The 25,783-nt window shown below is 63.5% G+C and carries 24 protein-coding genes and 3 pseudogenes; 16 read left to right on the forward strand and 11 right to left on the reverse strand.

The features are described from left to right. The first annotated feature begins 2 nt into the window (after positions 1–2). From BLQ71_RS18635 to BLQ71_RS18650, 4 genes are read left to right on the forward strand one after another with little or no spacing between them, the layout of a single operon-like run. Positions 3–887, forward strand: a complete 885-nt coding sequence (locus BLQ71_RS18635; protein WP_074622799.1) for an ABC transporter permease — start codon at positions 3–5, stop codon at positions 885–887. 46 nt (positions 888–933) lie between these two features. Further along, complete coding sequence (locus BLQ71_RS18640; protein WP_043145676.1) at positions 934–2,484, forward strand: ABC transporter substrate-binding protein; 1,551 nt, start codon at positions 934–936, stop codon at positions 2,482–2,484. Between the two features lie 59 nt (positions 2,485–2,543). Further along, entirely contained in the window at positions 2,544–3,371 is an 828-nt protein-coding gene (locus tag BLQ71_RS18645; protein ID WP_069209627.1) for a metallophosphoesterase family protein, read from the forward strand. A 3-nt stretch (positions 3,372–3,374) separates the two neighbouring features. Then, entirely contained in the window at positions 3,375–5,054 is a 1,680-nt protein-coding gene (locus BLQ71_RS18650; protein WP_074622800.1) for an ABC transporter ATP-binding protein, read from the forward strand. 51 nt (positions 5,055–5,105) lie between these two features. On the opposite strand, the pseudogene BLQ71_RS18655 reads toward BLQ71_RS18650, so the two are convergent. Next, positions 5,106–5,381, reverse strand: a pseudogene (locus BLQ71_RS18655) (integrase core domain-containing protein); the annotation flags it as partial. Positions 5,382–5,784: 403 nt separating this feature from the next. Between BLQ71_RS18655 and BLQ71_RS18660 the strand changes: the two are divergent. The 4 genes from BLQ71_RS18660 (at position 5,785) to BLQ71_RS18675 (ending at position 10,699) form a co-directional block, all read left to right on the forward strand. After that, complete coding sequence (locus BLQ71_RS18660; RefSeq protein ID WP_157923321.1) at positions 5,785–6,597, forward strand: class I SAM-dependent methyltransferase; 813 nt, start codon at positions 5,785–5,787, stop codon at positions 6,595–6,597. A 406-nt stretch (positions 6,598–7,003) separates the two neighbouring features. Then, a complete protein-coding gene (locus BLQ71_RS18665; RefSeq protein WP_074622802.1) occupies positions 7,004–7,264 on the forward strand; it encodes a hypothetical protein in 261 nt (86 codons plus the stop codon). Positions 7,265–7,475: 211 nt separating this feature from the next. Beyond that, positions 7,476–8,702 carry an ATP-grasp domain-containing protein gene (locus BLQ71_RS18670; RefSeq protein ID WP_043145582.1) on the forward strand — a complete coding sequence of 409 codons (1,227 nt, stop codon included), beginning with the start codon at positions 7,476–7,478 and terminating at the stop codon, positions 8,700–8,702. Next, the gene (locus BLQ71_RS18675) at positions 8,702–10,699 is read left to right on the forward strand and encodes a hypothetical protein (RefSeq protein ID WP_074622803.1); all 1,998 of its coding nucleotides are present in this window, start codon (positions 8,702–8,704) and stop codon (positions 10,697–10,699) included. The genes BLQ71_RS18670 and BLQ71_RS18675 overlap by 1 nt, the downstream gene beginning before the upstream one ends. A gap of 405 nt (positions 10,700–11,104) precedes the next feature. Here the strand turns inward: BLQ71_RS18675 and BLQ71_RS18680 are convergent, their stop codons facing one another. Beyond that, positions 11,105–11,995, reverse strand: a complete 891-nt coding sequence (locus BLQ71_RS18680) for a LysR family transcriptional regulator (RefSeq protein WP_074622804.1) — start codon at positions 11,993–11,995, stop codon at positions 11,105–11,107. A 97-nt stretch (positions 11,996–12,092) separates the two neighbouring features. On the opposite strand from BLQ71_RS18680, the gene BLQ71_RS18685 reads away from it, so the two are divergent. From BLQ71_RS18685 to BLQ71_RS26850, 6 genes and pseudogenes are all read left to right on the forward strand, one after another. Continuing rightward, complete coding sequence (locus BLQ71_RS18685; RefSeq protein ID WP_074622805.1) at positions 12,093–13,040, forward strand: ketopantoate reductase family protein; 948 nt, start codon at positions 12,093–12,095, stop codon at positions 13,038–13,040. After that, on the forward strand, positions 13,037–13,414 hold the full coding sequence (locus BLQ71_RS18690) for a VOC family protein (RefSeq protein WP_074622806.1): 378 nt from the start codon (positions 13,037–13,039) through the stop codon (positions 13,412–13,414). Before BLQ71_RS18685 ends, BLQ71_RS18690 begins: the two co-directional genes overlap by 4 nt. Further along, the gene (locus BLQ71_RS18695) at positions 13,415–13,879 is read left to right on the forward strand and encodes a MaoC family dehydratase (RefSeq protein ID WP_043145578.1); all 465 of its coding nucleotides are present in this window, start codon (positions 13,415–13,417) and stop codon (positions 13,877–13,879) included. After that, positions 13,876–15,090, forward strand: coding sequence for a CaiB/BaiF CoA transferase family protein (locus BLQ71_RS18700; protein ID WP_074622807.1), 1,215 nt, complete (start codon positions 13,876–13,878; stop codon positions 15,088–15,090). Before BLQ71_RS18695 ends, BLQ71_RS18700 begins: the two co-directional genes overlap by 4 nt. Continuing rightward, positions 15,087–15,908, forward strand: a complete 822-nt coding sequence (gene aroE, locus BLQ71_RS18705) for a shikimate dehydrogenase (RefSeq protein ID WP_074622808.1) — start codon at positions 15,087–15,089, stop codon at positions 15,906–15,908. Before BLQ71_RS18700 ends, aroE begins: the two co-directional genes overlap by 4 nt. Before the next feature lie 30 nt (positions 15,909–15,938). Beyond that, positions 15,939–16,067 (forward strand): annotated as a pseudogene (locus tag BLQ71_RS26850) (type II 3-dehydroquinate dehydratase); the annotation flags it as partial. A 906-nt stretch (positions 16,068–16,973) separates the two neighbouring features. Here the strand turns inward: BLQ71_RS26850 and BLQ71_RS18715 are convergent. After that, the gene (locus BLQ71_RS18715; RefSeq protein WP_074622809.1) at positions 16,974–17,420 is read right to left on the reverse strand and encodes a DUF302 domain-containing protein; all 447 of its coding nucleotides are present in this window, start codon (positions 17,418–17,420) and stop codon (positions 16,974–16,976) included. A gap of 98 nt (positions 17,421–17,518) precedes the next feature. On the opposite strand from BLQ71_RS18715, the gene BLQ71_RS18720 reads away from it, so the two are divergent. Next, positions 17,519–19,021: a winged helix-turn-helix domain-containing protein gene (locus BLQ71_RS18720; RefSeq protein ID WP_157923320.1), complete on the forward strand. Its 1,503-nt coding sequence runs from the start codon at positions 17,519–17,521 to the stop codon at positions 19,019–19,021. 714 nt (positions 19,022–19,735) lie between these two features. Further along, positions 19,736–20,119 (forward strand): annotated as a pseudogene (locus tag BLQ71_RS18725) (transposase); the annotation flags it as partial. 575 nt (positions 20,120–20,694) lie between these two features. Here BLQ71_RS18725 and BLQ71_RS26855 read toward each other — a convergent pair. The 8 genes from BLQ71_RS26855 to BLQ71_RS18755 all read right to left on the reverse strand — a co-directional run bounded on the left by BLQ71_RS26855 (position 20,695) and on the right by BLQ71_RS18755 (position 25,722). Continuing rightward, complete coding sequence (locus BLQ71_RS26855) at positions 20,695–20,961, reverse strand: hypothetical protein (RefSeq protein ID WP_229754901.1); 267 nt, start codon at positions 20,959–20,961, stop codon at positions 20,695–20,697. 301 nt (positions 20,962–21,262) lie between these two features. Continuing rightward, positions 21,263–21,472 carry a hypothetical protein gene (locus tag BLQ71_RS18730; RefSeq protein ID WP_074622811.1) on the reverse strand — a complete coding sequence of 70 codons (210 nt, stop codon included), beginning with the start codon at positions 21,470–21,472 and terminating at the stop codon, positions 21,263–21,265. Positions 21,473–21,654: 182 nt separating this feature from the next. Further along, positions 21,655–21,852 (reverse strand): hypothetical protein, encoded by a 198-nt coding sequence (locus BLQ71_RS18735; protein WP_074622812.1) that lies wholly within the window; start codon positions 21,850–21,852, stop codon positions 21,655–21,657. Further along, complete coding sequence (locus tag BLQ71_RS18740) at positions 21,849–22,334, reverse strand: N-acetylmuramoyl-L-alanine amidase (RefSeq protein ID WP_074622813.1); 486 nt, start codon at positions 22,332–22,334, stop codon at positions 21,849–21,851. Before BLQ71_RS18740 ends, BLQ71_RS18735 begins: the two co-directional genes overlap by 4 nt. Further along, positions 22,331–22,474: a hypothetical protein gene (locus BLQ71_RS26465; RefSeq protein ID WP_162846280.1), complete on the reverse strand. Its 144-nt coding sequence runs from the start codon at positions 22,472–22,474 to the stop codon at positions 22,331–22,333. Before BLQ71_RS26465 ends, BLQ71_RS18740 begins: the two co-directional genes overlap by 4 nt. After that, on the reverse strand, positions 22,467–22,775 hold the full coding sequence (locus BLQ71_RS18745; protein ID WP_074622814.1) for a hypothetical protein: 309 nt from the start codon (positions 22,773–22,775) through the stop codon (positions 22,467–22,469). Before BLQ71_RS18745 ends, BLQ71_RS26465 begins: the two co-directional genes overlap by 8 nt. A 29-nt stretch (positions 22,776–22,804) precedes the next feature. Continuing rightward, positions 22,805–25,060, reverse strand: coding sequence for a hyaluronate lyase N-terminal domain-containing protein (locus BLQ71_RS18750; RefSeq protein WP_074622815.1), 2,256 nt, complete (start codon positions 25,058–25,060; stop codon positions 22,805–22,807). After that, positions 25,060–25,722, reverse strand: coding sequence for a hypothetical protein (locus BLQ71_RS18755; RefSeq protein ID WP_074622816.1), 663 nt, complete (start codon positions 25,720–25,722; stop codon positions 25,060–25,062). Before BLQ71_RS18755 ends, BLQ71_RS18750 begins: the two co-directional genes overlap by 1 nt. Positions 25,723–25,783 lie beyond the last annotated feature (61 nt).

Here is a 25,783-nt window from a genome sequence, read left to right on the forward strand (position 1 = left end):
CCATGACCGCCACCACGCATATCCCCTCGCGCGCGCCCTTCCTCTTGACGCTTTGGCGCGACAGCAATGTCATCCAGAAAGCGGCTGCCCTGATCGGTCTGGCGCTGGTCCTCATGGCGCTGCTGGCGCCACTCATCGCCCCTTACGATCCGCTGGCCCAAAGCCTGATCTCGCGCCTGCGCCCGCCGCTGGGGTTCGAGCGCTACAAGGACGGGTTCTACCTCGGCACCGACGAACTGGGCCGCGACGTCCTTTCGCGCAGCCTGCACGGCCTGCAACTGACCCTTGGGCTGGCACTTGCGGGGGCCACCATCGGATTGCTGATCGGCGGCTCGCTGGGCCTGTTCGCCGGGTTGCGCCGCGGCTGGGCCGAGGACGCGATCATGGCCGCCGTCGACCTGCAGATCGCCGTGCCCTTCACCCTGCTGGCGCTCTTGATCCTGGCGCTTTTCGGGTCGTCGCTGACCGTCATGATCTGCGTCCTGGGCATCGCCGGTTGGGAGCAATACGCCCGCATCGTGCGCGCCGAGGTCCGCAAGATCACCGAACTGCCCTTCATCGAGGCGGCCCGCGCCTCGGGCGGCGGTCAACGGTATATCGCGCTGACCCATGTCCTGCCCAACATCGTCTCGCCGCTGGTGGTGCAGTTCACCCTGTCCCTGTCCAACATCGTGATCCTTGAATCGACGCTGTCCTTCCTGGGCCTTGGGGTACAGCCCCCGACCGCCACTTTGGGCAGCATGGTCGGCTATGGTCGCGACTACATGCCCACCGCCCCCTGGATGGTGATCGCCCCTGCTGCGCTGATCATCCTTGTCACCTTTTCCGTGCAGATCCTCGGCGACTGGCTGCGTGACCGCGCCGATGTCCGCCTGCGCGACCGCTAAACAAGAGGCCGAAGACGCCCGTCAACGTCCTTCAATGGAGACAATCATGAAAACCCTTCTGATGACCACCGCTGCTGCGCTTCTGGCCAGCTCCGCTCTTGCCCAGTCGATCACCGTCGGCGCGGCCAATATCTCGGACTACCTCGATCCCGGCCGCGACCATTCCAACGTCGGATCGCAGTTCTACTACAACAGCTTCGACACGCTGATCGACCGCGACCACTCCAAGCTGGAGCCCGAATGGGTGCCCGCGCTGGCCACCGAGTGGCGGCTGGTGGATGACACCACGATGGAGCTGAAGCTGCGCGAAGGCGTCAAGTTCCACAACGGCGAAGACATGACCGCCGACGACGTGGTGTTCTCGCTGAACCGCATGTACCAGGCGACCTTTGCCCCCTATGTCGTGCGCTCCAAGGACCGTCTGGCAAACTTTGCCGAGGCGGTGAAGATCGACGACCATACCGTCCAGATCAAGGTCGAGCGCCCCGAGCCGCTGTGGGAAACGCTGGTTTCGCTGCAACAGGTCATGATCATCCCCGAAGACTATACCAAGGCGCTGTCCGGCGACCCGGACGTGGCCGAGGACGGCGATTTCGAGGCCTTCTCGCTGGCCCCCGTCGGCACCGGCCCCTATGCGATCTCGGAATTTGTTCCGGGGCAAAAGGTCGTCTACAGCCGCTTTGACGCGTTCTGGGGCGACCGCGCGCCTCTGGAACAGGCCACCGTCATCCGCATCCCCGAAACCGCCAGCCGTATCACCGCACTGAAGACCGGCGAAGCGGACATCGTCACCAATATCGCGCCCGACCAGCTGGACCTGATCAACGCCGATCCGAACCTCAAGACCGAAGGTTCGGCCACCGCGCTGTTCCACGTCATGATCATGAACGTGAACCATCCCAACCTGGTCGACCCCAAGATCCGCCAGGCCATGTCGATGGCCATCGACCGCGACCTGCTGAACGAGGCGCTGTGGCTGGGCAAGGCGATCGTGCCCTCGACCCACACGATGGCCGAGATGGGCGAGCTGCACATGCCCGAACTCGACACCTTCGAGTACAACCCCGAGAAGGCACGCGAGTTGCTGGCGGAATCGTCCTACGACGGCGAGGAAATCGTCTTTGACGCCTACCCGGTCTATTACACCAACGGCGTGCTGGCCGCGCAGGCCATCACCGAAATGTGGGCCGAGGTCGGCATCAAGGGCCGCGTGAACGTCACCGAACAGTGGACAGGCGCCAGCCCGGAGCTGATGGCGCGCAGCTGGTCGAACCCGATGTATTTTGCCGACCCCTTCGGTTCGTTCGGGGTGATGTGGGCGCCGAACGGCCCCTCCGAAGGCTCGGGCCGCTTCAACACCGACGCCGAATATGCCGCGATCTGGGAACGCTTCCGCTTTTCCGAGGACGTCGAGGCACGCAAGGCCGCCTACGTCGAGCTGATGGACCGCATCAAGCAGGATCCGCCGGTCCTGCCGCTGTACCGCCCCTTCGAAAGCTGGGGCATGCACAAGGGCATCGACTGGGCGCCGCAGCCCGGCCACATCCCCTACGTTCTGGATTTCCGCGCCGGCGCCATCGCGCTTGCCGACAGCTGAACACCTTTGGCGCGTCCCGAACGGGGCGCGCCACCCCTCCCATCAGGACCACACACACCATGACCTTCCGCATCGCCACCATCGCCGACATTCACCACGGCGCCCCCTCGCACACCAAGCGCGGCGATACCGCGCTCTCGCTGATGGCGGATTTCGCCGCATGGGCCAATGCCGAGGCCCCCGACCTTGTGCTGGACCTGGGCGACCGTATCTCCGACATCGACGAGACCACGGACCTGCGGTTGGAAGCCGAGGTGGCCGAGGCCTTCAAGGCCGTGAACGCGCCCATCCATCACGTCAACGGCAATCACGACCGCGACCACCTGACCACGGCCCAGAACGAAGATATCCTGGGCCAAAGCCTTGGGAACGATGTGCTGGACTGCGGCGATTGGCAGATCGCCCTGTGGCGGGCCGACCCCAAGATCAGCCGGGGCACCGACCGGATCGGGTTCGACCTGCCGGAACCGGACCTGCTCTGGCTGTCGCGCACCATGCAGGCCGCCGAAAAGCCGACACTGGTGGTCAGCCATGTCCCGGTTTCGGGACACGGCCAGACCGGCAACTATTACTTTGAACGCAACCCCGGTGTCTCTCGCTATCCGCAAAGCGACCGCGCCCGGCAGGCCCTGTCGCAGGCCCGCGTGCCGGTGGTCTGCCTGTCCGGCCACGTTCACTGGAACACCGTGACCACGGTGGACGGGATCACCCATCTGACCCAGCAGAGCCTGACCGAAAGCTTTACCACCCAGGGCGCGCCCGCCGCCGCCTGGGGGATGATCGAACTGTCCGACACCCTGCATTGGCAAGTCTTTGGCGCAGACCCGTTCGAGGCGCGCATTACCCCGAAACCCGGGCGCTGGACGCCCGCCCTGATGCCGTTCTGACCCATGCTTGATGCTCCCGTCCTTTCCGTTAAGTCGCTGACTGTTGCCTTTGGCAGCCATACCGCCGTGCGCGATCTGTCCTTTGACATCCATGCCGGCGAAACACTTGCACTTGTCGGGGAATCCGGCTCGGGCAAATCGGCAACGGCCTTGTCGGTCATGCGCCTGATCGAACGTGAGGGCGGGCGCATCACCGCCGGTCAGATCCGGTTGGGCGCGCAGGCGCCGATCGATCTGGCGCAATTGTCCGACCACGGGATGCAGACCCACCGTGGCAACCGCATCTCGATGATCTTTCAAGAGCCGATGACCTCTCTCAATCCGGTCATGCGGATCGGCGAACAACTGGGCGAAGTGCTGCGCCGTCACCAGGGCATGGGCCGCAAAGAGGCACGCATCGCCGCCGAACGTGCACTGGACCAGGTGCGCATCCCCGATCCCGCCAGACGTCTGGACCAATATCCGCACGAACTGTCGGGCGGGTTGCGCCAGCGGGTCATGATCGCCATTGCCCTGGCCTGCCGACCCGACGTGCTGATTGCCGATGAGCCAACAACGGCGCTGGACGTCACGACACAGGCCGAGGTTCTGAAACTGCTGAAAAGCCTTCAGCAGGAAATCGGCATGGCAATCCTGTTCATCACACATGACATGGGCGTGGTGGCGGAAATCGCTGATCGTGTCGTCGTCATGCGGCACGGCAATACCGAAGAGGTTGCCTATACCGGCGCTCTCTTCAAGGCCCCGCAATCGCAATATGCACGCGACCTCATGGCGGCAACGCCCAAGCTGGGCCTGTCGCCCCTGCGGCCGCAGGTTCCCTCCGCGGAACCGGTGCTGAAGGTCGAAGGCCTGTCCAAGAGCTTTGCCCGCAGCGGCGGCTTTCTGAAGGCGAAGGTCAAGGTGCCCGCCGTCAAGGACGTGTCCTTTGAAATCCGCCCGGGCGAGACGCTGGGTCTTGTCGGGGAATCCGGCTGTGGCAAGTCCACCCTGTCGCGCACCCTGATGCGCCTGATCGAGCCGGATGCCGGACGCGTCATCCTGGCCGGGCGCGAGCTCACCGGCCTTGGCACGCAGGCACTTCAACAGGCACGCGCCGATGTGCAGATGGTCTTTCAGGATCCGTTCGCCAGCCTCAATCCCCGCATGAAGGTGCGCGATCTCATCACCGAACCGGCCTATCTGCACAGCGGATTGAAAGGCGCCGCTCGTGCGGCGCTGGCCTCTGACCTGCTGGAGATGGTGACGCTTGATGCCTCGGCCGCCGACCGCTATCCGCATCAGTTTTCAGGGGGCCAGCGCCAGAGGCTCTGCCTTGCGCGGGCACTGTCGGTTTCCCCCAAGGTGATTGTTGCGGATGAAGCCGTATCCGCGCTGGATGTTTCCACCGCCGCTCGTGTCACCGCGCTAATGCAGGAACTGCAGGAGAAGCTGGGGATCGCATTCCTGTTCATCTCGCATGACATTGCGGTCGTCGAACGTGTCAGCCACCGTATTGCTGTCATGTACCGGGGCGAGATCGTCGAAGCGGGCGAGACTGAGCAGGTGCTGCGGTCGCCCCATCATCCCTACACGAAAAGACTGCTGTCCGCGGTGCCCAGCCCCCTTCCCCGAAAGCCCGGCCGCCAGGATCTGCAATTGCCCTCGCACAAGACGCTGGTTCTCTCCGGAGGAGCGACCTGAATCGAAATAGTGAAAACTGGCATGCCCCCATCGGGTGGTCCGGTTTGATTGTTAGTGCATCGTGGGCCTTTGGTCCATCGGCACGATGCTTTCTGGTGCAGGCGGGCGATAGCCCAATGCGCTGTGCGGCCTGACGGTGTTGTAGTGAATGCGCCATTGCTCGATGAGGATTTGAGCCTCGCGTAAGCTGTAGAACAGATCACCGTTTAGCAGCTCGTCCCTGAACCGGGCATTGAAGCTTTCACAGTATCCGTTCTCACAGGGCGAACCTGGTTCTATGTAGGCTGTCTTGACGCCCACAGCCGCGATCCAGTCCCGCACTGCTGACCTTGGGCCGTCATTCAATGCTGCACGTTGCCACCGATGTCCGGTTTGGGGAAGCCGCGCCGCAGCGGGCGCGGCCTAACGAAAGACGGCTAAGGGCCGGTGAGCGACATGCTGCTGTGCCCGGGTGGCCTCGCGACCCGCTGCAGCGAGGCGTGACTGTTTCGAGCCCATTTCCGCCGTTCTGTCTCATCAACTGCGACGTGCTCTCGCAAGTGCCTGCAGAACACCTGGCGATGTGCTATGCTCGTGACACATCTTGAACCGCGAACCGGACGCTTTGCGGCGTCCTCATCTGGCTGTCGGACCATCGCACTCACTGCATCGACGGCGTGAAACCGAAGCACTCAGGCCTCGCTGGGCACGACCTCTGCGGTCGGCCGCGAGGATCATGGGGACAGCGACCATGACAGGAAATTCCGGCTTTCAGCTGAGACGGGGCGGTCCAGAGGTCTATGAGGCTTCCTGGGTTCGCGCCCAGATGGGCCGCGCCGCCGAGGATCTTGTCGCAACCGCCATTGTTGTGCCTGGCGACCGGGTCATTGACATCGGCTGCGGCACTGGCGTTGTGGCGCGCGTGGCGGCCGCATGCACGGGTTCGGCCGCAGATGTTACGGGAACCGACGTCTCCGCCGAAATGGTCAAAGCCGCGGCCCGGTTCGCCGCAGAGGCCGGCTACCCGGAAATCGCCTGGCTGGAATGTGATGCCACCGCAATACCGCTGCCGGACGCGGCCTTCGACGTGGGACTCTGCCAGCAAAGTCTGCAGTTCATGCCTGACAAGCCGAGTGCGATGGCCGAGATGGCGCGTGTCATCAAGCCCGGCGGCCGTCTGGCTCTGAGCGTCTGGAGGACGCGGTCACCAATCGGTGCGGCCTTCTCGACGGTCCTGGACCGGGAATTCGGAGACGGCACAACCGCGCCGTGGGACATGGTCTACTCACTTGGTGACCGCGACAGTCTGCACGATCTGGCCGCGGGCGCAGGCCTGAAAGATGTCCATGTCGCCCTTGACGTGAAATTCGCCCGCCATCCCGATTCAACGGCCTTCATAACTGCCGCCATCGCGGGCTCACCCATCGCAGAAACAATGGCAGAGCTTCCCGCGGCCGAGCATGATCGGCTGATCCAGGAGATCGTCGAAGAACTCGCGGACTTCCATGACGACGACGGCCTCGCCGTCCCGGCGGAATGCCTGACTCTGAGGGCGCGAAAGTAGCGGGTCCGCTTCGTCCCGTGCAGTCGGCCTTGCTCTCCAGGCGCATGCTGCACGACGTCACGGACGGCCGGTTCGGGGAAGCCGCACCTTAGCGTTGGTCAGCCGGGCGAAGGTCCGTTTAGGGCCGGATGCTGCGCCAGACGCGGAGGGTGGAAAGCTGACATCCGCGCCGGGTGTGCAGCCACAGCGTCAGTCGACATCCCAAGCCCAAGGCTTCCATATACCCATCATCACCAGAACGCCGACTCCGGTTCGACAGCGAGACAGTGTGCGATCTCATACAGCAAAGAGTGATTGCCGATGTATGGCCAAAGAATTTGACCGTCAGTTCGACACCTCTATCGCCTCTCTGCATTCACCTTGAGCAGTTCTGCACTATGTTATTTGCCGAGAGGGGGTGAACCTTATGGCTGCACCAGCTCAAGTGACTTGGGCCAAGGCTGCTCGGAACGGCGCAGAAATCGTGGCGATCGGCGGGGTCCGAAAATCGTTTTTCGGCAAGTCGAAATGGAGCCTTACAGCAGAAGAGGCGATTGTTCTGATGGAACAGGACGAGTGGTGTTTCTTCGTTGAGGTCGACGATGAGAAGGAGTGGCTGGACGTCCGCGAGGGGGCGGATGGCCGCAAGACGATCAGCGCCGACGGCCCTGCAAAATTCCTTCTCTGATAAGCCTCTTGGCGTTGCTGGCGCTTCCCCCCGTAGCGCCTCTCTTGGGCGGACCAGTTGAAATCCGGCCGCACAGGGCTAGCCTGTAAAACTGAAAAAACGCAGAACCAGCTCGTCGAGGTCGCGTCTTTCGAACAGGACATTCCCTTGTTCCGCGAGCGGACAGGACGCGCGCTCGTCTCTGGGGATCTGCCTGACGAAAGGACAAGCAATGACCGACAAGAACCCGGACAAGGGCTATGTCGCGCTCCTAGGCTGGAGCCTCAACGCCATCGACGCGGTGGACCGTTTCGATCGCAGATACGTCGTGGTCGCTCCGCCTTGGGCCGAAGAATACTGCCAGCAGAACGACATTCCCTTCGTCCCGTGGGATTTCGACCGTCTCAACGAACGGTCGCACGAATTGGCGCATACCCTGGAGGATATGGGCGTCGACGTGGCCATCCCAATCTTCGAGGAGACTGTGGAATGGGCCGGCGCCGTGAATGCCGTGCTGCTGAAGAACCCGCGCCTTTTGGGCCAGGCGATGCTCTTCCGCGACAAGTCGCTTATGAAACGCCGAGCGCAGCTCGGAGGCATCCGTGTAGGCGTTTTCGAAGAGGCCCATGACCGCGGCGACGTGATCCGGTTCTTGAAGCGGGTGAACCAGACGCTTCTGAAACTCGATGGCGACCCGAACGACCCCATCCACTTCAAGGCTTTCGACAAGTCCGGCACCGCGGGGCACAGGGTGATACGCACGCCGGAGGACGTCGACAACATCCCCGACGAGGAATTTCCTGCCCTGCTCGAGAGTCACCTCGACGGCTGGGAATTCGCGGTCGAGGCCTGGATCAAGAATGGCAAGATCGAGTTCCTGAACATCTCGGAATATGTGACGCTGGGCTACTCAGTCTTCGTACCGGCGACGCCTGAGCTCGAGGCGCACCGAGAACGGATCACCGAGGAAATCGAGAAGTTGATCGAAGTTTTCGATATCGATTTCGGATTCATCCACCCGGAATACTTCCTGACCAACGACAACAAGCTCTACTTCGGCGAGGTCGCTTATCGCCCGCCTGGTTTCAACGCGCTTGAACTGATTGAACGGGCCTATGGCTTCAACGGCTACCAGGGCCTCGTGCTGGCATTCGATCCGAAGACGACGCAGGAGGAACTGGATGCCTTCTTCCCGAAGGAGGTCGTCGATGCCAAGGGGCACGCCGGCTGTTTCGGCGTTTATCCCCGACGCCGTGTCGTAAGCCGACTGGAGATTCCGGAAGAGACGGCCAGCCACCCTTTTTTCGAATTCCACGAGCTTTCGGACCCGCGAGAGCAGAAGGTGGCCAAAAGGTCAGCATTCGGCACGCATTGGGGACTGGCATACTTCTTCGGTGACAATGCCCATGACTTGCGGGACCTTCTGAAGAAACAGGAAGAACTGGATTACTACGTCTGATGAGCCTGAAGGAAGCGTCCGCCATGGACGATGAGGCTGCGTTGATACGGCTCTCCGGCACGCTCGACATGGCGATCGAGCGGCTGGAGCGGGCGCGACCCTTCGCCAAGTCCCGCTACCAGCGCCCTGTACTTGACGTGCTGGGTCGCATCATCGCCCAGCCCGGCGGGCTGGACATGGTGCGTCAGAGGGCCGAGAGGATGGATGCAGCGGGACTCTTCGCCGGTTCCGACTGGGACCGGCCCGAGGTCCTGTTGCCGCAACTGGTGGGCAACACGCTTGTATCGGAAGACCCGGCGTTCCAGGCGCTTGAGGCAGCGAACCTTGCCCGCTTTCTTGCCGTGGCGGATGGGGAAGCCCGGCATTCAAATCTGCACCAGGAGGGCGCGCGGCATTTCCTGACGCAGGTGTTGGCGCTGAACTTGAAAGACCTCTTTGGCGTGCCGGACGAAGCCGCCCGCGCGCTCGGGGCGCGGCAGGACGTGAAGCGCCGGGTCGTGACTTATATCGCGGATCATGTCGGCCTGAATGACGTGCTCAGCGTGCTGGTGTCGGAAATATGGCGCCTGCTGGAGCAGCGTTCGATCCAGGTCGGCGTGGTCAAGGATATGATTGCCCAGATTGCCGTCGCCTTGAACGAGAGGGGAACGGAACCCGGGAGCACGCGCCTCGGGGCCGAGCGGCTGGTCAGCGCGCTCTTCGGCCCAACCTCCGCATCGCGCGATGACCCGGGTCTCGCGGTCTATATCGAGCGGATATCGATTGCGGACGACAGCGGCCTTTCGCGTGAGGCCATGGGCTTTGCCCGCGCGATGCACGACACCGGGCTCGTTTCGGATTATCACGCGGCCTTCCTGACCTGGGCTCTCGATCACGAGGAGCGCCCGCTGATCCCCGAAGCCCTTGGCCTTGGAAGCACCGGGCTGGACTGCTGGCGTCATTACCGTGGGCTGATCGAGAAACTGATCCGCAGTGCGGTCTCTCCCGCAACGCCACAGGCGGCCTACGGCCTCGCAATGCTGCTCGACCGGGGCATCCTGCACCACACCCCAATGGTCCCCGCGCTCGAACGGCAACTCTCGCTCCGGCTCGTGGGCGCCGCCCGTGAGCGCATCGCGATCGGGTTCGGCCCCGGCGTTCCGCCTGAGACACAGCTCTTGGCTGGCGTGCTCCAGGTCCTCGGCCAGCCGCTCGGTGTAGGTCAGGGCGCAAACCCGACATGCCAGTCCGCCCGCGCCATCGCAATGTGGGCGCTGAACGATCCCGATTACCTGCTGCATCTCGTCACGCAGGTCGCCGAGTTCGACACGCTGCAGATGCAGTTCGAGGGGTCACCGATCAATTCCGCCGATCTACCCGCCGGGCTCGCCGGCGCAGGCCCGATCGACGCCGATCCGGTGTCGGTCCTCCTCGTCGCCCATCTCGATCGGATCTATGCCGAGATGGGCCGCCTCTGCGCCGGTCGCCCCGGCGATCCGCACACATGGATCAATCCTCAGTTCCACGGCTGGTGGGTCTCACGCGACTGCGCCGTCGCGGTTGACGTAGCCACAGGGAAATTGGCGGGTTACGAGGACTTCCTTCGTCGTTTCTTCGCGGCCTATCATCCCGAGCACAATGGCGGCCGTCCTCTCGGCCATCCGCAACCTGCCGGCATCGCCGTCACCGACGCACAGCAGAGGTTCGTCGGCTGGCACGCGATCTCCATCCTCAGGGTGGCGGAAGACCAGTCGGGGCAGATGCGGGTCTATTTCTACAACCCGAACAACGACAGCGGTCAGGACTGGGGTAATGGCGTCGTCGTCTCCACCTCGGGTCACGGGGAACGCTACGGCGAGGGCTCGCTAAAGTTTGAAGCCTTCCTTTCACGCGTCTATCTCTTCCACGACGAACCCCTCCGGAGCCAACACGGGCAGGATATTCCTGGTAACGTGATCGGAGCCGTCAGTGAGAAGGCCATCGCCAGTTGGGCTGCCGACAGGTGGCCTGAGACGTGAGTCAAGGCGCGTGCTCACCGCACAACGGTCGGAAGGCTGGAACTGAAAGCTGCACCATGGGTCGACCGGCAGTTGTTGGCTGGACGTGGACGTGTCCTTCACCGACTCGAGCGGCAGCAAAGTCCTGCACTGGTAACCTTGGACCGTTAAAAAAAGCTGCGACCTGCATGGATGGCCGCTTCGGTGAAAGTGCACCGCAGAGATGACCCTCCCGGCGAATGTCCACATAAGGGCCGAGACTGACTTCTGCAGCAGGTCGTGCCGGGCTCTTGGTGCTGCGCTGCCACAAGTCAGCTCTCAGCCCTTTGCTGTCGATCATCGTGATCGGCTGCAATCTGGTCGGGCCTGGCGTCAGGGCTTTCGTACGTGTCAGATGTCGGGCCCGAGCGTGACCCCGATGCGGTCTCACACGAGGTGGGCCAATGTGGCGAAGGCCGTCTCGCGCAGCCAGGCATTCGTCGGATCGGCTTGGACGCGGGCATGCCAGTGGACCTTGACCTGAAAGCTGTCGATGGGGATCGGACAATCCGAGATACCCAGGCCCGCCTGCCGGGACAAAGCCGTGCCGATGTGGCGTGGCAAGGTGGCGATGAGGTCGGAGCCCGTCAGGACCGAAGGCAGGCCAAGGAAGCCTGGCAGGCTCAGCGCGATCCGGCGGGTGATCCCGGCAGCCTCCAGTGCCGTGTGCAGCAGCGACTGCCCGGTTCCATTCGTCACCTCGACATGATCGGCCCCGGCATAGCTGTCCCGCGTCAGCAGCCCAAGGGGATGCCCCGCCCGGTGGATCGCCACCCAACCCTGATAGTAAAGGACACGCTGGTAGAACCCGGCTTCGAGACCCGGAATCAGGCCGATGGCGATATCGGCGGCGCCGCTGGACAGCCGCTCGCCCAGACCGGCGTCGATCGGGCTGGCCTCAAGGCTGGAGTGTGGTGCCGCGCGGCGGATCGCGGCAAAGAGGTGCGGCAGCAGGGTCAGATGGCTGGCATCGCTCATGGCAATCCGGAAGCGCCGGGTGGACCGGCTCGGGTCGAAGCCCGCACGGTATGCGCTGAGCGTCCCGACATCGTCCAGCGCGCGCCGGATCGGACCCGCGAGATGATCGGCCAGCGGCGTGGGCGTCATGCCTCCGGGCATCTGGACGAACAGCGGATCGCCGTAATGCGCGCGCAACTGGCCCAACCCGATAGAGACGCTGGGCTGGCTCAGCCCCAGCCGAACCGCCGCGCGGGTGGTCGAACCAGTTTCGTAGACCGCAAGGAACAGGCGCAGGAGGCGGAGGTCGATGTCTGGCATATTGGGCTGTTAAATACTTTATATTGATTTCATTGCATAGATCTATCAGGCCGACACCCGCATGGTCCCGCCAACAGGACCATGCGAGGAGGACATCATGGATATCGCTGTGCTGGGCGCGGGGTCGCTCGGCTCCACCATCGGCGGACGGCTCGCGCAGTCGGGACATGCCGTGAAGCTGATCAACCGCAATGCGGCCTATGTGGACAGGGTGACCCGCGCCGGGCTGATCCTCGACGAAGGCGGGCGGCGCGACGTGATCCGGCTGAAGGCGCGGCAGAAGCCGGACGGCGGATCACCCGTCGACCTGCTCATCGTGCTGGTCAAAAGCTATCATACCGAAGAGGCGATCCGGGCCGCCCGCGCCCTGATCGGGCCTGCGACCACTGTCCTGTCGCTGCAGAACGGCCTCGGGCAGGAGGACATCCTGAGCGCCGTCATCGGGCCGGAGCGCGTCATTGCCGGAAAGACCTATGTCGGCGGCGTCATGTCCGCGCCGGGCGTGATCGCGGCCGGGACCCTGGGCAAGGAGACGATCATCGGCGAGTTGTCCGGTGCGCTCACACCCCGGGTGCAGGCGATCGCACAAGCCTTCGACGCGGCAGGGCTGCGCTGCATCGCCTCGCGCAACATCCGGGGTGCAATGTGGGACAAGCTGCTGGTGAACGTCGCAACCGGGGCACTGGCCGCGATCACGCGGCTGAACTACGGCAACCTCTATGACATTCCCGAAATCGCCGACACCGCGATTGCCGCGGTGGCCGAGGCGATGCAGGTCGCCGCCGCGCTGGAGATAAGCCTGACGACGACAGATCCGCGCCATGCCTGGGACAAGGCGGCAAAGGGGCTGGGGTTCGGGTTCAAGACCTCGATGTTGCAGAGTCTGGAAAAAGGCGCGCCGACCGAGATCGACTTTGTCAACGGTGCCGTGGCGCGGCTGGGTCGCGGCGTGGCGGTCCCGACGCCCGTGAACGACACGCTCGTGGCCTGCATCAAGGGCATAGAACGGGCGCTCTCCCCCAAGATGGAAGGACAGGCGGCATGACCCGCGGCTATCTTGAACATGTGGCGATCCGGGTGCAGTCGCTGACGCCGCACCTCGCCTTCTTCCGCGATGTCTTCGGCATGGAAGTCCGCGACGAGAAAATGATCGGCGGACTCCGGCAGGTCTGGGTGACGGGTGGCATCCAGTTCATCGAGGACCCGGATTTTATCGGCCCCGAAGGACGTTTCGCCCATCTCGGGATCTTTGTCGAAGACCTCGATGCCGCGCTGGACGCGGCCCTTTCGCACGACGTGACCGTTCTGCCAAAGGGGCGCAACTGGCTGCTGCTGCCCGACGGGCTTGAAGTGGAACTGGACCAGGCGCAAGGCGATGCGGTCGCCCGCGCGCTGGCCGTTGATGCAAGGAACGGGTGAATGGCCGACTGGACCTATTTCGATGATCTCGAGGGCGGCGAGACCTGCACCACCGCCGCCGTCACCGTCACGCGCGAGATGATCCGCGCCTATGCCGACCTGACCGGCGACCACACGCCGGTGCATGTCGACGAGGAGTTCGCCCGCAAAAGCCACTTCGGCGGCATCGTCGCGCATGGTCTCCTGGGCCTCGCGCTTGCTGACGGGCTCAAGACGCAGGCGGACCTGCAGTTCCCGCCCGGCGCCTCGCTGGGCTGGGAATGGGATTTCACCGGGCCGATCCACGCGGGCGACGCGGTGCATTGCCGGTTCACCGTCGGCTTCATGCGCACCACCTCGAAACCGGGTTGGGGCATCGTCCACCTCGAAAGCGAACTGGTAAACCAGGACGGAACGGTGGTCCAGAAGGGCCGCCACAAGCTGATGATCCTGCGCAATGCGCAAGCCGAGGATGCCGTGCAATGAACAATCCCCTTCCGCTCGATGGCATCCGCGTCATCGACTTCACTCATTTCCTTGCCGGTCCGCACCTGTCGCGGTCGCTCGCCGCGATGGGGGCCGACGTGATCAAGGTCGAGCGCCCGAAAGGCGGCGATGCCGGGCGGCATCATCCGTATTTCAAGGACGGGCAGTCGGGCTACTACCTGCAACAGAACATGGGCAAGCGAGGCCTGTGCCTCGACCTGAAAGACGCGCGCGGCATGGAGCTGATGCAGCGACTGGCGCGGTCGGCGGATGTCTTTGTCGAAAACTTCCGCCCCGGTGCGCTGGCAAAGCTCGGCCTCGGCTACGATGCGCTGTCACGCGAAAATCCGGGACTGGTCTATTGCTCGATCTCCGCCTACGGCCACACCGGACCCAAAAGCGACAAGCCGGGTTTCGGCCTGATCGCCGAGGCGATTTCGGGCGCGATGGCGCAACTGGGCGAGCCGGACCAGGCGCCGCCGCTGATGCGGATGCCGATCGCCGACATGTATACCGGAATGCATGGCGTCGCCGCCGTGAACGCCGCGCTGCTGGGTCGGATCAAGTCCGGCAAGGGACAGCACATCGATCTCGCGCTGTATGACTGCATGGTGTCGATGCACGATTACGCGGTGCAGCAGTACTTTCTCTCGGGCGGCACGGTGCTTCCGAAGAAGCACGGCTCACGCCAGCCTGAATCGACGGTTTACGGCGCGTTTCGCGCCAAGGACGGCGATCTGGTGATCGCAGCCCAGGTGGACGATGCCTGGGTGCGGTTGGCGGGGCTGATCGCGGGCGCGGCACTGGACGACCGCTTTCGGACGCCGGCGGGCCGCAACGACAACCACGCCGAAGTCTATGCGCTGGTCGAGGCGTGGTGCGCGCGCCAGGACAGCGTCGCCCACTGCATCGCGCAGCTCGACGCGGTGGCGGTGCCCTGTGCCCCGGTGCAGTCCGTCGACCAGATCGTCCGGGATCCGCAGATCCTCGCCCGCGACATGCTGGTCGAGCAGGATCACCCCGTGCTGGGCCGCGTGACGCTGCCGAACCTGCCGTTCCGTTTCTCGGACTGCGACACGACCCCGCGCCGCACCGCGCCTCTGCTGGGTCAGCACAATGCCGAGCTCGCCGCCGAGCTTGGCTACGGTGCGACAGAGATCGCGGCTCTAAAGGACGACGGCGTCTTCTACGCCGAGGAGGCCGCGCGATGACCGACCGCTATGTCGTCTTCGGCAACCCTCTCGGGCATTCGAAATCACCCCTGATCCACGCGCGCTTTGCCGCCGAGACCGGGCAGGATCTGACCTATGGCAAGGCAGAGGCGCCGGTCGACGGGTTCGAACCCGCGCTGCGCCGGTTCATCGCCGAGGGCGGCAGCGGCTGCAACGTGACGGCACCGTTCAAGCTTGAGGCCTTCGCGCTGGCGGACAAAAAAACGCCCGAGGCGGCCATAGCCGGCGCGGCGAACACGCTGCGCTTTGCCGATGGCGGGATCGAGGCGCACAACACAGACGGCTATGGCCTCTTGGCCGACGTCGAACGCCTGCTGTGCGCCCCCCTCGCCGGAAAGCGCGTGCTGATGCTGGGCGCAGGGGGGGCGGCGCGCGGGGCCGTGCTGCCCCTTCTCGATGCCGGTCCCGACACCCTCGTGATGATCAACCGCACGCCCGCCGGGGCGCAGGCGATCCGTGACGCGCTGGAGGCGGCAGGTCGTCCCGGCCTGGTCGTCGGGCCGGCAGATACGCTCGACCGCTTCGACGTCGTCATCAACGCTACCGCCGCCAGCCTGACGGGAGACTGTCCCGCTCTGCCGCCCCGCGTCTTCGACAGCTGCGCGCTCGCGTATGATCTTGCCTATGCCAAGGGGCTGACGCCCTTCCTCGCACGCGTCCGGGAAGCGGGAGTGCCCGTGATCGCCGACGGCGTGGGGATGCTTGTGGGACAGGCCGCCGTCGCCTTCGACTGGTGGCGCGGCGTCCAGCCCCCGACCCGGGACCTGATCGCCGAACTGACCGTGCCGCTGGTCTGACCGGCCGGACCACTCTGAAAGAAAAAGAAAATGTCCAAACTCGTCCATATCCTGAACGGCCCGAACCTGAATCTTCTGGGCAAGCGCCAGCCGCAGATCTACGGGTGCGAGGAGCTTGTCGATGTCGAACGCGACTGCGCCGCGCTGACCTCCTGTAAGTTCGGAGGCGCTCTCGTCATGGAATGGGCGCCGAGAGATTGCACGCGCTGGCTCGCGAGAAGGCTACGGTCTGGCTGCGGGCCAGTGATGAGCCGACTACCGCGTCAGCCAAGCTGACCTACCTGGCCCATCCGGAAGGCAGCTGTGTCGCAACACTTGCGGCCCGCCCGGAGGACAACCGGACCCGGGTCGATGGCGAGGTACGAATGGGTCTTTCCAGTTCGATGCCGACGCGAACCCGGCCGAACTTGGATTGCGGCGGCCTCGCTGGCACGATGCGCCAGCTGATGCCAGTGCTTGCCGCGTTCACTTGGAAGTGGGGACGAACCGCACGCTGCACGCCGATGGCACGACGAGATCGGTTTCGCTGTGGTTGACTGCACCCCCGATGCGGTCATTCTTTCCACCGATGTGTGTCACTACCATATCGCCTTGGATCACTGGGCCGGATCGGGTGCTGCCAGCAGGTCCGCGCAGCAACCAGGCTTGCACATGGTCGCGTCGCGCCGCAAAGCACCTTGGTGCGCTCCGCAGACCGTCGAGAATGGCTGGGATGCGAGTGCGGTTCCCGTCTCAGCTGGCTTGCCCGTTGCGGAGAACCGGCCACGACCCGCGCATCCTCACCAACTCTCGGTTCAAAATATCCGCACTCTGCGCACTGCCGACCTTTGCCCGTGCAAAATGCTGCGGGATGCCTCGAAAGTCCGGTCTGGTGGAGCTGCACCGCAGCACTTGAAGGCATCGGAAATGGCCGTAATGGGTCGAAACTGACTAACAGTCGGCGTGACGCCGATGCTGCTCGCTTTGCGGTGGCGCGAGTCAGCTCTGAGCCAGTTCCTGCCAAATGCTGTAGCGCTTTCGAGGGTCAGGAATGATGAAGAGCAATGCTTCACCATCCCAATGTCGTCATTCTCCCGTTGCAGCCGCCGAGAATTTCTCCAATGCGCCCTTCATTGCCAAAACGGCGGGGTGATCTCCAGTGAGACCGTGGGACGGTGCCACCGCCGTTGGGTCATCGTAGATTGCCCATGTCTGGCCATTCGCGTCCTCGAAGAACAAGATCCGAAGCGGCAGGTCGAGAGCCATGGTTTGCCCTTGCTGCAACGCCTTCGCTCCAATCTTGGGGCTGCCAAAGATGACAACGGTGGTTGGCCGCAGGCTCTCCCCGACTGAGGCAGAGCCTGCGGCAAAATCGACCGTTGTGAAAACCCGCGCCCCGGCCATTTCCACGGCTTTTGTCAGGCGCTTAACGGACGTTGCAACATCGGCGTCGCTGGCCACATTGACGCGGTCTGCCATGGCGGTTCCTGCGACTGTTGCTGCAAAAAGTGCTATACTGATCAATGTTTTCATGGTCCTCTCCTAAACTTTCGGTGTCCTGCGCCATCGGCACGATTTACCTTTAAGCCGCACGCGCGACGGGTTCTGGAGGATTTTTGGAGGAATGCTTCGTGAGCAAGACAAACACAAAACTCTGGAGCTTCGGTGCTTTTTCGCTTGATGAAGCGTCCTTCGAACTCATTCAGTCCGGTGTCCCCGTTGCCATCGAGCCGCAAAGCCTGCGGGTGCTGATCTTCCTTCTTCGTCACAGGGACCGCGTCGTGTCCAAAGAGGACTTGATCGAGGCAATCTGGCAAGGGCGCGCCATCAGCGACTGGGCAATTTCCGGGGCAATCAAAGCGGTCAGGGTCGCGCTTGGCGACATCGACCGTGACAATCGCATCATCAAGACGATCCACGGGTGTGGCTTCCGGTTCGTTGCAGATGCCATTTCCACGGACCGGGAAGGTGGCCGCGGTCCGAAGGCAACTGTGTTCGTCCGCGTCTTTCGGTCCACTGGTGACAACGCCGAGGCCGACTACCTTGCGGACAGCCTGACCGAAGACCTGATCCACAGTCTGTCGCGACACGATGCGTTGACTGTCCTGTCCTACAACACGGCCAAGGCACTCGGGGCTGAGGCACCAGGAGACATCTACGGGGTCACCCATGTCATCGAAGGCAACTTGCGTGACATCAAATCGCGCATCCGCGTATCTACAGCCATTTTGGATGCAAAAACAAAGAACCAGATCCGGTCGGAACGTTTTGATCTGACACGCGACAGCCTTCTGGCGGGTCACGATCTGATCGCCGACCGGTTGCTTGCCGTGATCGCTCCGGATCGATCGCTGGCCGCCAGAAAGCCGCGCGGCACAGTCAATTCCAAAGCATATGACGCCTACCAGAAAGGCCGCTACGCGTATTTTCGCTATGAGCCTCAGGCTTTCGCCCAGGCACTTTCGCAGTTTGAGAAAGCGGCCGAACTGGACCCGGATTTCGCCAATGCCTATGCGCAACAGGCCTACTGCCGGACCACGCTCTATGTATTCGGGTTGCCTGGCAGTGACGAAACGCTCGATGCGGCAGAGGCTCTGGCCCGTGAGGCCATCCGGAGGGATGAGACGGCGGCCCTTGGCTATGCGCGGCTCGGCTGGGTATTGGGATATCTCGGGCGGCCAGAGGAAACCATCGCGGCCTTCGCCGCGGCCATCGCGCGAGACCCCGAAAACCCCGAAGTTTACCTGGCCTACGGCGAAACCATGAATCGTCTTGCACGCCCTCAGGATGCCGGGCCACTTTTGGAGGCCGTGTTTTCAAAAGACAGCTTTCTGCCACCCAGTTGGGAATTCCCGCAGGGTCATTGCCAATTGCTGCTTGGGGAACAAGACGTTGCCGTAGGGCACTTTCAAGCGGTGCTGGACCGCGTACCGCGTTTTATTCCAGCACGTGTTCAGATGGTGCGAGCGCAGTGGGAGGTCGGTGATACCGACGGCGCAAGGCAGACGATTTCGCGGATTAAGAACATCGCGCCAAGATACAGCTTGGCTCACGCGCGACGCATGTTCCCCTATCCCGTACGGAAAGAAGCGAATGCGCTGACCGAAGCGCTTTCGGGTGCCGGATTGCATTAGCAATTGTCCGCGCAGCGGAAATTACATCCTACAAGACTGACAGCAGCAAGGTCCGCAGACCACAAATTGGCAGCGCGCTCTATATCGCACTCGCAGCGAATGACTGCTCTGACGGACTGCACCGCGGCGGCGGAGACCGGCGGTGGACGGCAGCTCCGGGCCGATACCTTGGAAAGACACTCGCTCGCGAGCGAAGAATGTCGACGGCTTAACATGGCGCGAGCGCATTTTTCCGTCAGGCGTTTCGCGGTTGCTGCAGTGCGAGAATGATCTTGGCCAGTTTGCGGAAGCTCATGGTGCAAGGCGACCCGACTCTGGCGGATGTCCATGCCGAACGGCGCGCCGCACTTGACACGATCCACGGGCACTCCCCCGGTTCGACCCGACAGTTGATGTTAGTCGCAGGCGCGAAATCAGGCGCATCGCCGGTCACAAAGTCAACCGGACACCTCCGATAACTCTCCCGGCTCCCTGTGTGGCCCCGGCTATCGGCTTGATGCGTCCGCTAATGCGGCAGTTCCAGGTTGACGCTTGGGTTTTCGGTCAAGCGTCGTTAGGCCTTGCGACCAATCGAAAAGTCGACACAGTTGACGCGTTCCACTCTTCAAGAAAATTTCCACAGACCCGGCACTCGTAGGAGTCCTTTTCCAGGGCCTGACCCGCCCCCGCTGAGTGGTCCGGTTTGAGTGTTAGTGCATGATCGGCCTCTGGTCTATCGGGACGATGGTTTCGACGGCCATGGTCGCGGCGGTTGGACAGGGCGTGACCTTCGACCGGGGCCGCGACTTCGCGGCCTGGGTTGGGCTGGTGCCCCGACAGTTCAGCACGGGTAGCCGCACGATCTTGGGACGGATCACCAAGCGCAGAAGCCGATACCTGCGCATGCTCTTCGTGCAGACCGCCAAGGTGATCATGATGCGCCCCCACCGATGGCAGGCGTTCAGCTTCGGAGCCTGGCTCGAACGCGCCATATCCCGAATGCCCAGGAACAAGGCCGCGGTTGCCCTGGCCAACAAGCTGGCCCGCACCGCGTGGAGCATCCTGCGTCACGGCACGCGCTTCGACACGATAAAAGAGGAGACCATGGAAGCGATCTGACCGCTTCCCGGGCACCACGAAGTTCGCGAAAGAGGACAGCATGGAACGGAGAAACTACGCCCCCAGTGTCTGACGGCCCAAATGGTCATCACTGACTTTGCCGGTAATGAGACCAAGGTGCGTGCGTAACCCCATCGAGGCCACGGCCCGCGAGCCGACAAACAGGCTGGATACATATGAGCGATTTCCGAAGCCGCGCCGAATTCTCGATTGCAAACAGCAGCCGGCACATACATAGGGCCGCTTCGTCACGTTGTTTCACGGCTTCTGAAAGAGCCTGCCACGGATAGCATGAGCTATGGCCGAGCACCTGTCCAACGCGATACGCCTTACATCCATGGCCTTGTGTCCGTCGCGTTTGATCACCTCTGGCGGAATTGGTGAGCGTCATCGCGCCATCGGTCGCAGAAAGCCTGTTCAGCGCGCCAACATCCTCCCGCATGGTCTCGATCTGCGCCGCCTGACGGCGCTTATCCTCTTCCTGATCAGCCCAGGCGCGGGCCATCGCCACCGGGTCGCCGAAATTCGGAAGGGCGTGGGCTATTCGCGCTCTGCTTCGAGTTCCTGCCAGCGGTCTACGATCCGTGCCGTGAACTCGGGGGAGAGTTGCGCCACAACCACAAAGCAATCCCGCTTTTCGAGGTAGTAGACCTGAACAGCGTGTTTCGTCCGTGTCCGGTCTCGATTTGATCTTCCTCCGATTGAGGTAGTTCAATCACGCCACGCTTGACCAGTGTCTCGATGCTGCGCTTCACATCATCGTGGCGTTTCTCCAGCAACTCCGCGATCTCGCGGCTGCACATGGTCAGCGGTGCAGGTTCATCTTTCAGGAACAGGATCATCTTGCGACCCTATTTTCGCGAAAGAATCGCACACTCAAAAACCTGAAGCGAAAACCGCAATCGACAAGGTGGGTAAAAAGGTGGCTTTTTGGAACGCGCCCCACATAAATGATACTTTTCAATTACTTGCATGAAATTCATGGTGCCCCCACACGGACTCGAACCGCGGACCTACTGATTACAAATCACGACACGACGCAATGAAATCAGTGACTTACATAGAATTTGGCGTCAAAACGCATCGTTTGTTTTCAATGGCTTGCAATGCGTCCGAATTGGGCTGGTGCCGGGCTGCGCGTGTTCAATCTGTCCGCGCACCCCACAGAGGATCGGCGCCCGGATCGTAGTACCGCAGCATGTCAGATGCCCCTACATGGCGGCAGCGGCGGCACTTGCACCGGCGCAGGATCTGGTCTCGCAATAGGCCGTGGCTCTCGCGTGGGGCGGGGACGGAGTTCTCGAAACCGCAGGCGGCGCACTTGAACCAGAGGTAGATCATGGCCGCGATCATATCCGGCCCTCACTTCGGAAAAGCAAGGACGTTCAGAACACCGCTATTCGATGCACCCGAAGGCGTCACAGGCCCTGTCCTGGTAGATCACCCAGCGCCCGAACACCGGATCAGCCCCCAGGGCCTCGATAGTTTCCGGCCGCGCGTCGGGCGGCCGCTTGGACACGTCGCTGAACAACGCATCACTCGGCCCCAAGCACATGCTCAAGGGCGCGACGAAGCTCATCATCAGTAAGGTGGTCGGTTTCACTGTCGATCTCCTGTTGCCGTTCCAGGGTCCGCACGCGGCCGACGATCTCGGCCAGCTGCTCGGCGCGGATGTATTGCCAGGCGGCGACCGACCCGACCGCCACCAGCGCCGCCAGCAGCAGGCGGATCATGGTAGCCACTCCCGGCCATCGACCTTGAACCCGGGACAGGCCTTGGCGGCATAGTCGTTGTGACCCGTCACCCATTTCAGTTCGGTCAGTTCGGCCAGCTCGCCCAGGTACTCCTTGACCGCGATCCGCTGCGCCGAGGTGTAGAAGTCCGCAAAATAGGCGCCGGGCCGCAGGACGTTGGGCACCGTGCGCGCGGGGATCAGGCAGATCCCGATGGTGCCCCGGTTGCGCTCTCGGACATGGGCGCCGATCTCGGTGATCGAGCGGAGGAAATCGGTGTTCCACAGCACCGTCCCGTCCGTGCGGATGATCCGGTGATAGCCCACCTTGCGCCAGCGGTGCGGATACCCCTCGACATGCCAGCGCCAGAAGGCATCAAGCACCTCCTGGTCGCTCTTGCCATCGTCCCAGCCGCCCGGCGTGGCCGAGGTATGCAGGATCGCCTCGTGCACCGGGTATCGGGCTTTGCCCTGGTAGATCATTCCGCTTCCTCCGTATGGACCGGCTGTGTTGGGGTGTCGTCGTGTGGCAGCAGCGCCGCCAGCAAGGCCATCAGGATCAGGACCAGGATGCGGTCCCAGCTGCATTGCAGCGTGCGCCTGGTATGAGACACGTCAGCCATTGCGCCCGCCCCCCATGCGCCCGCGCACAATGTCCGCGATCAGTGCCCGGTCGGACAGCAGCGCCATCACCAGATCCAGGACCAGGTGCGCGCCCACGACCAGGAACACCATGACCAGCGTTTCGGGGGCGCCGAACATTGCCGCGACAGGTTCGGACAGGCTCGCCCCCAACAGGGTGGAAGATCCCAGCTTCAGGATGCGGCGCAGGATCGGCGCACGATCCGCGTTGCGCAACGCCATGTAGATCGCCACGCCCAGCCAGGCCGCCCAATAGTCAGACCCTTTGTCGTACCAGGCCATCACGCCCCTCCTTCATTCACGCCGCCGACCTAGCCGACCAACCAGTTCGACCCGTTCCAGAACACGGGCACCGCATTGCCGCCGCCACCGGCGGAAACCGTCGCCCCGAACGCCGACACCGTGGCATCGGTCACAAAGGACCGATCCCCAACCGCCGGCGTTCCAGGCAGGCCCGCATAGGCAACCGGCGTGACCGCCATGCGCCCGACCACTTCGAGGCCCGCCGGGGTCACGCTCACGACCTCTGTTCCCTGCACCTCAACCGCCAGCTCCGGCGCCGATCCTGCAGACGCCGCGTCGGGATCGAGGATCAGCTTGCCGGTCCCCGGCGCGCCCCGCTGCATCGGGTCAACAGGATCGAAGCCAAAGGCCGTCACCAGCCCCTCGTCCAGGTTGCAGATCGCGAAAATCTCGTCGGCGGTCAGGATACGATCCCAAAGGCCAACCTCATCGAGGACCACCCAGGAGTTGTCCGACCCGTTCAGGTTCCAGGTCGCATAGGACCCGGCGCCAAGCGCGGCCGGGATCTCCAGCACGGCGGAAAGGTTCGGATCATAGGGCAGACCGGACGCCGCGTAACAGGTGAATGTCGTTGTCGAAGCATCGTAGCTGACAACGCACCATTGCGAATTGGCGATATGGCTGGTGCTTTTGGTCGTCCAGTTCCGTTCGGTTTTCGAACCCGCAACCGTCAGCTCCAGCTCTATGAAGTTCGAGCGCGGCTTGATCGCCAGGATATTGGTCCCGCCGCCATCCTTGACCGTGAACGTGTTGTGGCTCCCGTCGACCGGGTTGCAGGTACACAGGGCCAGCGTCCAGTCGCTGGTCCAGTCGAAACTGGTATCCGCGACAGTCAGTCCGCCGCCGGCGCCATCCCCGGCCACACCGCTGCCATAGCGCGTGTCTGCGGCCTGCTTGGTGCCGCCCGCATTGGTGGCGACGGCACCGCTCACCGGGCAGGTCCATGCGTTCCCGCCCACATCGTCGAAGGACCACAGGCGCGACAGGCCACCACGGGGCAGGCCCACGCCGGGCAGTTGTGCCTCGGCCTGGACACGCGGCCCCTGGGGTATGACCTGCGAATTCGCGCCGCGCGTAATCCGGTCGGCCCGGAAGCCGTGACCGTAGTAGACCACCGCGTTTTCCACGTAGACGTCACGCTTGAATTTCAGCGTCGTGTCGGGATCTTCACCGGCGATGTTCTCCATCCAGGAGTTGCCGAACAGGCGTGTCCTGCTGCGCGTCCAGTGATCGCCCTTGATGTAGATGCCGTATTCGTCATGGCCGGCCATCTGGCCGCCGCTGACGTCGATCACGTTGTCCACCAGCTGACCGTTCCCGACATAGACACCGATCCGGCAATTCGTGACTTCGCCAACCCCAATGTGGTTGGCCTGACAGAACGGGCTGCTGTCCGCGAGGCCCGCGCTGTTCTCCAGGCGAATGCCAATATCGCAGTCCACCGCCCCGGCGCGGAACGTCTCGTTGTACTGCGCGACCCCTTCCGCCGCCGTCCAGTCCCAGCCCACGGCCGCGCCGATCACCAGCACGTTCGACAGCTCGCAGCCCCGCGCGCCGATGACCTCGATCCCGGTGAAGTTCTGGTAATTCGCATCGCCCGAGCTGGCCGAAATCGTGATGTTGCGCAGCGCCGCCGCCTGCACGCGCAGGCCAGCACCAGCCGCAGAACCGATCTGGAACACCGATCCCGTATGCGTCGGCAGGATCACCACGGGGCGCAGGGCATGGCCGCCACCGCCCCGAACGCCGCCGCGCGGGTTGATCCCCTCGATCTCAACGAAGCTATCGTAGGCAATGGGGGCATCCGTCCGGTACTGGCCCGGTTCGAGAATGATCTTGCCGCTGCCGTCCACCGCCTTGACCCGCTGGATCGCCGCGTTCATCAGCGCCGCCGTGTCGGCCGAGTTGTCCAGCGCGGGGTTCAGCTGCGAGAAGTACCAGATGCCGCTTTTCGGCTTGGCAAAGACCTTGCGGCCCCCGGCCACCGCCATTGCGGCCGCGTCGGTTTCATCATCGGCCGCGCGCTCGTAGAGGTATGGCCCGGCCTGCACATCGTCACCGACCGCCGGCAGCGGCCCGGTGTAGGCCGCCAGCGCAGCGGGCGAGGTCATGGGCTTGCGCGCCAGGGGCACGCCACCCAGCGTCACGCCGTCATGAATGCGCGCCTCGACGGTATCGGTTGCCATCGTCAGCTCGCCGGCGCTGCCGGTAAACAGGTTGTTCTGCGCGGCCGTCCCGCGCCGGTGTTGTAGCTGCTGCGCCATCACACGCCCCCAAGGTCATAGCTGTTTGTCAAAATCGCGTCCTCGACCAGGCCCAGATCGAGCGGAAAGCTCAGCGGGTTTCCGGCGGCAAACGAGGCGAGGGCTGACAGGGCGCTGGCCAAGGCCGCCTCCGCATCGTCCCGCGCTTCCAGTGTCGCCGTCAGGGCCTCCACCACGTCGCCGGCGGCGACTTCGGACACTGCCGGGTTGCCGTCGCCGTCAAAGACCAGGATCGAGTTTGCCCGCGCCTCCGCCGTGACCCGCAGTTCCTCGGCCTCGCCAATGTGGCCGGGAAAGCGGATGCTGGACCGCACGCCCTGGCGCAGCTCCTGCATCAGCATCATGGCCCGATCCATCTGCGCCTCTGCCGCCGTGCCACGCACGCCACCGCCGCCGGTCCAGCCCTGTTGCGGCGAGGTCTCGCGCTCGATCACCAGCGTCTCGCCATCGTAAAGCGCCGCCGCCGCCGTGCTGAGTGTCACCGCCCCATCGGCACCCGCCGCCGGGTCCACCGCGTAATCGTCCTCGGCCAACCGGGGCGCACCGCTGGCGCTGGAGATCCTGACGAAAATCGAGCCTTCGGTGTACTCGTGGCCGATAGTGTAGGGGCCGACACCGGCCACCGTATGCTCCACCTTGGCCGGTAGTAGATCGACAACCATTCAAGCGCCCTCCTGCTGCTGCTCGATGCCGCCCCGGCGTTGCGACGCCTCTTTCGCTGGG

Source organism: Antarctobacter albus, assembly GCF_900101505.1.
Taxonomy (GTDB): domain Bacteria; phylum Pseudomonadota; class Alphaproteobacteria; order Rhodobacterales; family Rhodobacteraceae; genus Antarctobacter; species Antarctobacter albus.